This is a genomic window from Alteromonas sp. 5E99-2, from assembly GCF_017368475.1.
Classification (GTDB): Bacteria; Pseudomonadota; Gammaproteobacteria; order Enterobacterales; family Alteromonadaceae; genus Alteromonas_F.
The window spans coordinates 1-9,924 of sequence record NZ_JAFNJE010000019.1; the positions used below are offsets into that span (position 1 = coordinate 1).

Annotated in this window: 8 protein-coding genes and 1 pseudogene; 2 read left to right on the top strand and 7 right to left on the bottom strand. The window is 40.8% G+C overall.

Going from position 1 to position 9,924, the window contains the following annotated elements; genetic code table 11:
* Positions 1-141: 141 nt before the first annotated feature.
* The gene (locus J3L16_RS15340) at positions 142-1,032 is read right to left on the bottom strand and encodes a LysR family transcriptional regulator (RefSeq protein ID WP_207613925.1); all 891 of its coding nucleotides are present in this window, start codon (positions 1,030-1,032) and stop codon (positions 142-144) included.
* A gap of 132 nt (positions 1,033-1,164) precedes the next feature.
* Between J3L16_RS15340 and maoP the strand changes: the two genes are divergently transcribed.
* Positions 1,165-1,524: a DUF413 domain-containing protein gene (gene maoP / locus J3L16_RS15345; protein WP_207613930.1), complete on the top strand. Its 360-nt coding sequence runs from the start codon at positions 1,165-1,167 to the stop codon at positions 1,522-1,524.
* A gap of 94 nt (positions 1,525-1,618) precedes the next feature.
* On the opposite strand, the gene J3L16_RS15350 is transcribed toward maoP, so the two are convergent.
* The 4 genes from J3L16_RS15350 to J3L16_RS15365 form a co-directional block, all read right to left on the bottom strand.
* A complete protein-coding gene (locus J3L16_RS15350; RefSeq protein ID WP_207613931.1) occupies positions 1,619-4,804 on the bottom strand; it encodes a hypothetical protein in 3,186 nt (1,061 codons plus the stop codon).
* A gap of 197 nt (positions 4,805-5,001) precedes the next feature.
* Positions 5,002-5,202, bottom strand: a complete 201-nt coding sequence (locus J3L16_RS15355) for a hypothetical protein (protein WP_207613932.1) — start codon at positions 5,200-5,202, stop codon at positions 5,002-5,004.
* A 37-nt stretch (positions 5,203-5,239) separates the two neighbouring features.
* The gene (locus J3L16_RS15360) at positions 5,240-5,797 is read right to left on the bottom strand and encodes a hypothetical protein (RefSeq protein WP_207613934.1); all 558 of its coding nucleotides are present in this window, start codon (positions 5,795-5,797) and stop codon (positions 5,240-5,242) included.
* Between the two features lie 47 nt (positions 5,798-5,844).
* Positions 5,845-6,081 carry a hypothetical protein gene (locus J3L16_RS15365; protein ID WP_207613941.1) on the bottom strand — a complete coding sequence of 79 codons (237 nt, stop codon included), beginning with the start codon at positions 6,079-6,081 and terminating at the stop codon, positions 5,845-5,847.
* Between the two features lie 925 nt (positions 6,082-7,006).
* Between J3L16_RS15365 and J3L16_RS15370 the strand changes: the two are divergent.
* A pseudogene (locus J3L16_RS15370) lies at positions 7,007-8,276 on the top strand (IS110 family transposase).
* Positions 8,277-8,304: 28 nt separating this feature from the next.
* Here J3L16_RS15370 and J3L16_RS15375 read toward each other — a convergent pair.
* Positions 8,305-8,667 carry a hypothetical protein gene (locus tag J3L16_RS15375; protein ID WP_207613943.1) on the bottom strand — a complete coding sequence of 121 codons (363 nt, stop codon included), beginning with the start codon at positions 8,665-8,667 and terminating at the stop codon, positions 8,305-8,307.
* A gap of 71 nt (positions 8,668-8,738) precedes the next feature.
* Positions 8,739-9,683 (bottom strand): acyl-CoA thioester hydrolase/BAAT C-terminal domain-containing protein, encoded by a 945-nt coding sequence (locus J3L16_RS15380; RefSeq protein ID WP_207613945.1) that lies wholly within the window; start codon positions 9,681-9,683, stop codon positions 8,739-8,741.
* Positions 9,684-9,924 lie beyond the last annotated feature (241 nt).

The window sequence follows — 9,924 nt, forward strand, 5'->3', positions numbered from 1 at the left end:
AGCACTGCCCGAAGGGTTCAATTAGGGCCTCACTGCTCTTTGTTACTTGCTTTTGACTCAGAACCACTGAGCCTGCAAGCAAGTGCCGCGGTCAGCAAGGCCCTAAGTGAACAAAACTTGTACAGCAAAGATCAACACGCCCTAATCACCCGATGCTGCAATGGTTTCTAAAATCACTGGCCTTTCAGGCAGGGATTGGTCGATGACTTTCACAAGTTGTTTTAACGTTGCTGCTGACACGTTGTCTTTGCGATAAACAGCGTAAACAGAGCGTCTCATAGGAATGTGCTCGGCAACCAAAAACACTTGTTCACTTTCTAAAAAGGGGGTAACAAAGGCACTGGGAAGGTAGGCGCTGCCGCCTTTTGCCAAAATATAATCTAGCGCAATTCTCCCCGTTGAGGTATGCAGTGCGGGAATGCGATTATCACCATATTTAGCCAAGTGCTCGGTGGCGAACTGCGTTCCCCAGTCTACATAAACATAACTATTATTCATCGCACTATTGATATCAATGCCTGCAAACGTCGACACTAAAATCAGATCGATATCTGCGATTTTTTCACTAATCACATTGGGGTCTAAAAAAGGGTCAAACAACACAACAACATCCACAGTGCTATCAATCACACTTGAAATAAGCTGCTGACTGCTTGCAATTTCACTTCTAAATGAAGTGTCGGGGATCGCTTCAGTGATCACCGTCAAATAGTTTTGTAAATACGCATCCCACACATTTGGTGTAGCCGCAAAAGAAAGTTGCTTTATGGCGATTTCAGCCAGCGTAGAGCCGTGTTTTGCTTGTTGTAACGCCCTAACCATGGTTTCAGCATAAGGAATTAGCCTTTCCCCAGCCGGCGTTAATTGCAGGTTGTTGCGAATTCTTTCAAACAAGGTGGTGCCAATATATTCTTCAAGCTGTTTAATGCGAGCACTCACCGCTGCTTGAGTAATAAACAGGTTATCCGCAGCCCTACCAAAGTGCCGCGTTCTGGTGATTTCTAGGAATGTTTTGAATACTTTCACGTCCATAAAGCAAGCTTAAAGGAGAAATGTGAATTAACAAATAATTTTTATCAACAATTCAAAAATTATTTGTTTTTAGTCTGACCAAAATCCCTATAGCTTGCCCGTTAAATTATATGCTTTGTTAAAGACTTATTTATGTCAGACTCAAATATACGATTTGGAAAGAAACTCTTCACGGACACCAAAAACTTTAGAAACGGAATACGCCGTAGCGGCCATTTTTCTGTTTCTGAATCTTCTCAATTAGAAAAATACGGCGACACCCTTCAACAGCTTGCCAATGAAACCTTGTCTCCTGACAATGACGACGAAAAACGTTTCTTGGATGTATGTAAAGGCGAGCTCGCTGCTGAACACGCCCTTGAAAAACTATGGCTGAAGTATTTAGAAAAAACCTCTCCACAACAATTTCACACCATGTTTGGAAATAGCAAAGTGAAGAGCGCCAATACCGCATCAAATGATGATATCGATGATGTAGATGATGACGAGTAACCGAGTTAAAGGAGTAGTTCGCTGACTTGGGTTTTATGGTTATCGGTAAAACCCAACGTCCCTGTTGGGTTTTCTTTATAGCTAACGCAGTGCTTTATTCAGCATATTTATGGCTAATCTCCTGATATTTTAGGTTTAATTCATCAAACCTTTCATATGCATCTTTGCCTGGCTTTTGGTCTGCTGTATTCAATATATTGTAAAGATAACTAATTTGGCTCACCAACATGGGTTTGGGGTAAATCACGCCAGGCTCAGTCTGTAATACTGAAAGAACCGCCTTTGTTTTTTCAAATTCAGCAGCAATTTTCTGATCCCATTCCCCTTTTGGAATATCGCCATAGGCAGCCTTAAGTTGGTTTAAACTCTTTATTGCCTTTACTTCTAACTTACGCGCACTGGTCAATAAATCAGACACCTTTTGCGCCAGCGCAATGTGTTCATCTATAACGTCTGCAGTAACGCCTTGTTCAGCTAATCGTGGGTCAATCATTAAATTGAATGGCTTGCTTACTACTGGCGCAGCACCATCAAGTGAAATGTGGATTGTATATTGCCCAGGTGCTGCCATAACACCGCCACGAAAACGTCGCGACGCATTTTTATTCCACGGGCCTATACGCGTCATATCCCAGCTGAAACGATTAAGCCCACTGTCCATTTTCAGCTTCGCATTATAGCTCGCAGCTTCTATTTGTTGCCCTTCATGACTTAGCGCTTTTTCATCGTTGAGCTGGGTTCCACCGGCAACTAGCATTTCCAATGACTTATCTTTTAGTGCCCTAGATGAACTCGTTTGTTTATGATCTGGCCCGTTCACATCGTTATAAAAACTGTTAACCGTTGCGCCACTGCTATCAACAATATCCATGCGAATAGCGCTATGTGTTCCCGCAGGAAGGTAATAATCAACTTTTACGCTAGGCTTGGGATAATTCGGAGTACCCTCGATAAAACCGGCGGCTCGGTTTACAACCCGAGGCTGCCTATAGCGATACGTATCTTTGGGATTCATGATCACCAATTGTTCATCTAGTGAATCAATAGCGTCTTGTCCTAACGTAGTCACATTATCTAACACCCAGAAACCGCGTCCCATTGTAGAAATGGCAATGTCACCACGAATGAATTTCAAATCTGTTATCGGCGTAATTGGTAAGTTTTGCTGAAATGCATCCCAACTTTCACCATCATCACGAGATATAAACATGCCGTATTCTGTACCCGCAAACAGCAAACCTTCACTGTCGGGGCTTTCTCGTACCACTCTTACCGGATAATCAACGGGAATTCCGCTTTTCTTGCCCGAAAGCAAAGACCAGTTTTTCCCATAATTAGTGGTGCGATAGATATAGGGTTTTACATCGCCTAATTGATTGCGCATCACTGTGACATAGGCTTTTCCAGCAGCGTGAGGTGAAGGCGCCACACTGTCTACTCGGCCGCCTTTAGGTAAGCGAGCGGGGGTTACATTTTTCCAGCTTTTGCCATTATCCCGAGTAACATGAACAACACCATCATTTGAACCAACCCATATAATTCCCTGTGCAATTGGCGATTCTTGAATTGAGTAAAGGGTGCTGTAATATTCTTCACCGGTAATATCGCGAGTAATCGGCGCACCTGAGATAACTTGCTTATCTGCTTCGTTAGCAGTTAAATCTGGCGATATTGTTTCCCATGTCACGCCTTCGTCTTTTGTACGATGAAGAAACTGAGAACCATGATAAACAACACGGTTATCGTGAGGCGATACATGAATAGGCGCTACCCGCTGAAATCGGTATTTTAAATCTGCGGGATTATGACCGTAAATGTTACTGGCGCCCACATAATAAGAACGTTCAGTTCCAGTGCGTTTGTCATACACGCCAAAACGGCCCTTACAGTCTGCATAAACAATATTATGATTACCGGGCTTTGGCACAGCTGGCCCTGTTTCACACCCTCCTGTATTCACTATATAGCTGTTTGTATGTTGCGCGCCAAAGGGAGCCATGCTGGGAACAGCAATAGTCGTGCTGTTATCTTGCATTCCTGAATAAAGCCAATACGGGTGTTGGTCGTCTACATCTACAGTGTAAAGCTCAGCGGTAGGCTGATTAAACTGGCTCGACCATGTTTTGCCACCATTAAGAGTCACGTTGGCACCACCGTCATTTGCTTGAATAAACAGATTCGGGTTAGTCGGGTTAATCCACATATCGTGGTTATCACCGTGTGGCACCGACACCGTTGTCCAAGTTTTACCGCCGTCAACAGATTTTCGAAGCGGATTTGCATTGGAATAAACAATGTTAGGATTGGTTGGGTCAATATCTAAATTGGTGTAATAAAAGGGGCGATTTTGAATGCCTTTATCATTTGAGACGTGCTTAAAGCTCTCTCCGCCATTTATGGACCAGTAAAGCCCTCCCTGCGGTGCAGGTGCTTCTACAAGGGCCGCTAAAATACGAGAATCAGCCGGTGTTGTCGCAAGATCTATTTTACCCACAAGGCCCGTAGGCAAGCCATTATTGATTTTTTTCCAGCTCGAACCTGCATCAATAGACTTGTAAATCCCTGCTTCGCCTTGCCCCATTTCGCCACCGCTAATAATGGTCCAAGGTTTGCGTTCTGCCTTCCATGCACTGGCATACAAAATATCTGAATTGGAAGGGTGAATTTCAACATCGATTATGCCCACGGTATCGGAAACAAAAAGCACTTTTTCCCAGCTTCGGCCACCATCAATCGTTTTAAATAAACCTCGCTCGTCGTTTGAGTTAAAGGCTTTCCCAATCGCGGCAACATACACGATATTGTGGTTATTGGGGTCTATTTCTACAGCCCCAATTTGACCAACTTTACTCAGGCCAATATGTTTCCAGTTTTCACCACCATCAATAGACTTATAAACACCTTTACCTTCAATGATATTACTTCGCAGGCCATCGGTACCCGTGCCAACATAAACAATGTTGGCATCGTTTTGTGCAACCGCAATATCGCCAATAGACGGCGTAGCAAAAAACCCATCAGATACGTTTCGCCAAGTTATGCCGTAATCGTCTGTTTTCCAGACTCCACCACCGGTTGCGCCAAGATAAAAGGTTGCTCGCTTAGCAACGGTTCCTGCAACTGTTGTAACGCGCCCTCCTCGTGTAGGGCCAATATTGCGATACAAAAACTCATCATATAGAGGATTTGAGTTATGTTCTTCGGCAACTGCAACATCAATATCTGCTGTTGGTAAACCAAATACAAAAACCACACTTAACAGTAGATTTTGAATTTTCATGATGCTTTTCTCAAAAAAGTGTTATTTATCCTAAATTAACACGAGCTGATAAAAACTGTTCCCCCGCTGACCTTTCTTTATTTGTTGTTCATCTTTTCTGCGGACAGTTTTATCGTTGAGGTTGGGGGTGTGGCTGAGAAATGGTGTGTGTAGCTAAAAGCTAAACTAACACCACAAAGCAAAAGTGAATTACATGACTACTGTTCAGCAACACATTTAAATCGTATTTCTGTTTTAGGAAAATTACCTAAAATATAAGGAGGCTTTGCGTCGATTGTCTCTAGTACTTTAACAATTTTATTAAACGTTTGGCATTGAGCATAAGCTTCTTGCATTGCTAGAAGTTCTGCCAATTGCTTTAGATAAGCACAGTGCCAGCCTGCGAGTTTGCGCCCCAATTAGCGAAGCGAATGAATATAAGGTGTTTGTTATACTTCATCTCCGTACTAACTCCCAAATAATAGCTAAACATAAACAACCAATACCGATGTATTTTACTAAGCGACCAAATTTATAGTACTTATGTTCGTTGTCTCTTTTATCATAGTGATCAATTACAACTGAAATAAAAACAATGGCACCACATATTAAACCAACAAACATTATCCATACGGCTTCTCCATAGAGATGTATACCGTTACCACGTTTACCAGGAATATAGATTTCGCCTTTGTATAATCCATATAGGCCATATGTTAATAGCGACATAGCAATAATTAGATTAAGAATTCGCTCAATAATAGGAATGTCATTAGGAATATAGTTCCCGTCTTGATCTATATTCCTTATCGGTGGTTTCGAATAAATGCCGTCGTCTTGATCTTCCGCAAGCTCGTTATCACTTTCAGAATTAAGACTACTTGGGGTACCAACCTTCTTGGCCTCAAGTAATTCTGAAATTTTTTGAAAGCGATCCGGGTAAGCATCTCGGTCAATATGCTTATGCACATCAAGTAATTCTTTATAGGTGTAACTTTCGAATTTAGGCTCCATGCTAAGGCATACTCCTTATGAAATATAACTTTTAAAGTCCATTGTTATCAAAATTCCTTTTCTCTAGGTTTATCGGCATCAGGGTTTGTGAATAGATAAAAAATAAAAACCAACCACATTGCTCCAAACACACCAAAAGTTGTTACTACTAAACGGAAAGCTACTTCTAAGGAAGACCCTGTAATGTCCCGAGCTAGCATCGCATACAGAACCAAGAGCATAATTATTGAAGAAGATACTACGGCATACTTTAGAGCTCTTCTTGGCAAAGATTTTTGAGTCATGGTTTACCTACTTACAGCTAACGGGCAAATATGCGGCGCTAAAATAGCGAAGCAGCGCCGCGAGTATGCGTCCCAGCGAACGCAGTGAGTGAGTTTAGTGATTTGTTATGTTCCCTTGTTACAACGGAGTCGTATAACTTTGCCATGTTTGTGCTATTACCAAAAGTATAAGTGACATTGTAAGTAAAAAGAGTAGTACGTTTTCTACAATAATTTTCGTATCCAAAGACAGTTTATCCGACAGCAAAGATATATTTACTAATGGCATGATCGTCGTCAAATAGAAAAGCGTAAAACCAAACGACAAAATCGATAAACAGAAAAAATTTTTGGGCCAACCAACATACAATTTAAAGCCAGAGAGATCTCGATAATATGGGAGTAATATGTGATTTTCAAAAAATCCAGTTGAGGCAAAGTAAATAAGGTAAATAGATAAGAAAAAAATACAAATAGCTATAGATAAGGCTAAAAAAACCATTCTTGTACTATCTTCATACATTCGATCTTTGAGTCCTTCTAACATACTATTTTCTCCTAACCGATAGCCTTAAAAGTAATTGAATTTATAACTGGCACATAACGCTAAGCTAAGGGGCGAAAATACTGTGTCATAAAATGCGAAGCATGGCGCAGTTTTTTTGTCCCAGTGACCGAAGGGAACGACTTAAGCGCCTTATAGTTACTCCGCTCCATTAATTAATCAGTTTACCTAGCTTATTAATAGGTGGAATATGCTTCTGTTGCTTACGAATATTTGAGCAAAAACATGCGATGCTTATAACAAGACTTTCGAAGCAACAGAAGTCACTTGTTTCAATACGCATACTCAGGGATTGCCGTCTATATCGACTATCTATAAGACCTGCGAGAAACAATACCACAGTCATATTCCATGATTAACTTTACGCTTTGGAGGCCAAAAATGAAAGTGTTTAATCCTGCTGATTTTGCTGCTCTCATCGCCATCGATTGGGCAGACAGTAAACACGATATTTGTGAACTCGAACACCAAAACAACACCCCCTCTTTCACCGTTATTTCCTCAAAACCAGAAGCCATCAACGCCTGGGCTAATGCATTAAAAGAAAAGTACAAAGGGCAACGCATTGCTGTCGCCTGTGAATTAAAAAAAGGACCTTTAATTTATGCTCTCAGTAAGTTTCAGCACCTTGTCCTGTTTACCATCAACCCATCTACTGTAGCAAAATACCGAAAGGCATTTACACACAGTGGGGCTAAAAACGACCCTACAGATGCCGCTATCCAATTGGAAATCTTACAACAACACATGCCTAAATTGAATGCCATCACTCCTGATACTGAAAGCATCAGGTCTCTTGCACAGTTGGTGGAATACCGCAGAAAACTCGTACAAGACCGAGTGGATTTAACCAATAAAATCACCACAGCATTAAAAAACTATTACCCTCATGTACTTGATTGGTTTAAAGAAAAAGACACCATTATCTTCTGTGACTTCCTACTACGTTGGCCCTCTCTTGAGCTCGTTAAACGTGCAAGAAAACACACCTTAAGTGACTTTTTCAATCAACATAATGCGCGTTACACCGCGGTTAATGAAAAACGTATTGAAGAGATTAAGCAAGCTCAAGCACTCACAACCGACAAGGCCATTATATCGCCTAATTTATTATTGGTTGAATGTTTAACGGCACAACTTAAGCAAATAATGGTGGCCATTGAACGCTTTGATGTTGAGATAAAAACAATTTAAAAACAACACAAAGACCGATTTATTTTTGATAGTTTACCGGGAGCCGGTCCGCAAATGGCGCCTCGCTTATTAGCTGCAATGGGCTCAAATCGAGAACGCTACCAAGATGCTCAAGAGATACAAAAATACGCAGGTATTGCCCTTGTCACTGAACGCAGTGGTCAAAAAAAAATGGATACATTGGCGATATTCATGCACAAACTTTTTGCGCCAGACATTTGTTGAATGGGCCGGTCTATCCGTACGCTATTCGTTTTGGGCAAAAGCCTATTACCACCAACAAACAGCAAAAGGAAAACCCCATAACACCATCATCAGAGCTCTGGCATTTAAGTGGATTAGAATAGTCTTTCGGTGTTGGAAAACAAATACACCCTATGATGAATCAAAGTATCTAGAAGCCTTAAAAAGCAAGGGCTCACCGTTATTGAAATATGCGGTGGAAAACAAGTTTTAATACTTGCTGTCCACCTCAGGGCGTGTTGTTAGCTATCTTGTTTGATTGGAAAAATGTAACACTTGCCATCTAAGACCTCACTGTCTGACGCTACCAATTTAGTCTGTGGCTCCGTAACTACCGGTATGATTACTGTAGCACAATAATTTTCTGCATTTTCCAAAAGAGCGACAACAGCAGAGTTTTCGTAATCCGGATAGGCCATGCAACTTGCTTTAAAACACCCAGTATTAACTTTTTCGGTTACTCCAGTTTGAACATGATTCACAAGCTCTTGGATTTGATCGGATATTTCCAAAGTGGCAATAACGATTTCTACTTTGTCTTCCGAATTTATTAATAGGCCAATAGGCAAAACGTAATTGTTTTCCTGTAACATTATACGTGACACAGTGTTACGTAATGGTGGTGGGGAGTCCAATTATCTTGTTATACCGACATGTTACTGTAGAGATTTAATTGTTATCTCAGTTTTTTGTCGAAGAACTCTTTCACAATAACTTTTGTTCGATTGTGGGCTTCAATATTTCCCTGAACAGTTCCACCATTTGCAAAAGTATCATCCGGCTTAGATAAACTTCCCGGACGATGACCAGCGTTATCGAATGCAATATGACGATATCCAAACTTAAAATTTGAATCTTCTAAAATTGAGACTAGCATATTTGCCATAGTTGTACTTGGCCATTGTTGGTCATCTTTTCCTGAAAGTAACAATAAATCAGCCTTGATATGCTCTACTGGGAGTATAGCTGAGTTAACTGAGCTTTTATCACCCAAAGCATTTTCAAACATCTGACGAGTTTCGATAAGTTTTTTATCACGTAGAATACGTGACAGCCAAATAGCTCCATCAATTAATCCGACACTATGGTAATCCAAAGGCTTACCTTCCCAAGCCCATGAAGATTCATTAAAGCCAGCCCAACCTGGGCCTGCCCAGACAATAGAACTTGGTGACCTGACAACGACAGCTTTTACTAATGGATTATAAAAGGCCGTTAAAATAGCTGCTTCAGTTCCTTTAGAGTGTCCGAATATTCCGATTGCGCCTTTATTTACTAGCCTATGATTGTCTAACCAATTTACTGCTGTATTAAAATACTCAATTGGAATATTCACTAAATTTTCTGGTAACTCTTTAGATCCAAAATAACGAACATTAAAAACAACAAAACCTGATTTTGAAAGCCACTCAGCATCTTTGTTTTCGTATCCTCCACCTGAACCACCGAGAAGTAAAATAGCAGGGCTTAGCTTATCTGTATCAGGTAACCATAACCGTCCAACAAGTTGATTATTTTCAATCGTTTCGTATTGAATATCTAACTCTTCTGCGGCAGCATCTATTTGAGTAATGAGCAAAATAGAACATAGTAAACATTTCCAGAAAGCTTTTAAATTCAAATGATTCCCAAACATTTATTAAGTGCTCCATACATGGTTAGTCGGTATAACACTAAGTTAACGGGCAAATATGCGATGCGATAATGGCGAAGCCGCGCCGTGTATTTGTCCCAGTATGACACGCAGTGACATACGTGTTAAGCGCCTTGATACTCATTGAGCCTCCTCCAAATTAGCATAAACAGAGTTTATCCTAATAGGCAACCAAACCAACGGAGAAAACTCAATGAATTTCTATACT

Excerpts from the sequence above, each read along its gene's own strand:
- J3L16_RS15340 (WP_207613925.1), bottom strand. The coding sequence starts at position 1,032 with ATGGACGTGAAAGTATTCAAAACATTCCTAGAAATCACCAGAACGCGG.
- J3L16_RS15365 (WP_207613941.1), bottom strand. The coding sequence starts at position 6,081 with ATGACTCAAAAATCTTTGCCAAGAAGAGCTCTAAAGTATGCCGTAGTA.
- J3L16_RS15350 (WP_207613931.1), bottom strand. The coding sequence starts at position 4,804 with ATGAAAATTCAAAATCTACTGTTAAGTGTGGTTTTTGTATTTGGTTTA.
- J3L16_RS15360 (WP_207613934.1), bottom strand. The coding sequence starts at position 5,797 with ATGGAGCCTAAATTCGAAAGTTACACCTATAAAGAATTACTTGATGTG.
- maoP (WP_207613930.1), top strand. The coding sequence starts at position 1,165 with ATGTCAGACTCAAATATACGATTTGGAAAGAAACTCTTCACGGACACC.